This is a genomic window from Streptococcus suis (assembly GCF_002964045.1).
GTDB lineage: Bacteria > Bacillota > Bacilli > Lactobacillales > Streptococcaceae > Streptococcus > Streptococcus suis_U.
Genome location: NZ_POPB01000081.1, coordinates 1 through 278, shown reverse-complemented (window position 1 = coordinate 278; position 278 = coordinate 1). Strand labels below are relative to the sequence as shown.

General features: G+C 24.5%; 1 protein-coding gene. It reads left to right on the top strand.

Features of this window, described 5'->3' with window-relative positions:
* Nucleotides 1-278: hypothetical protein (locus tag C1E99_RS14550; RefSeq protein ID WP_161951109.1), on the top strand; the 278-nt coding region annotated here is incomplete at both ends.

Genomic DNA, 278 nt, shown 5'->3' with positions numbered 1-278 from the left:
CTTTATGTAAAGATTGTCATTCAACCCAAGATTATAATACCACTAAAGAAGATTATCAGAAATTATTGAAGATAAAAAAAGATTGCTTAAATGAATCAGCAATAAGAGATATTTTGAATCAAGAAATACTTGAACAAGATATAGTAAATATAGTGGATAAGCTTACCAAGTTAACAGATGATGAAATTGATAGTGTGATTGATTTAAATTATGATGTAGTAAAAATTGACAAAAAGTTTGAACTTAATGAGAGTAGTCGATTAAAAAGAAAAATTAAA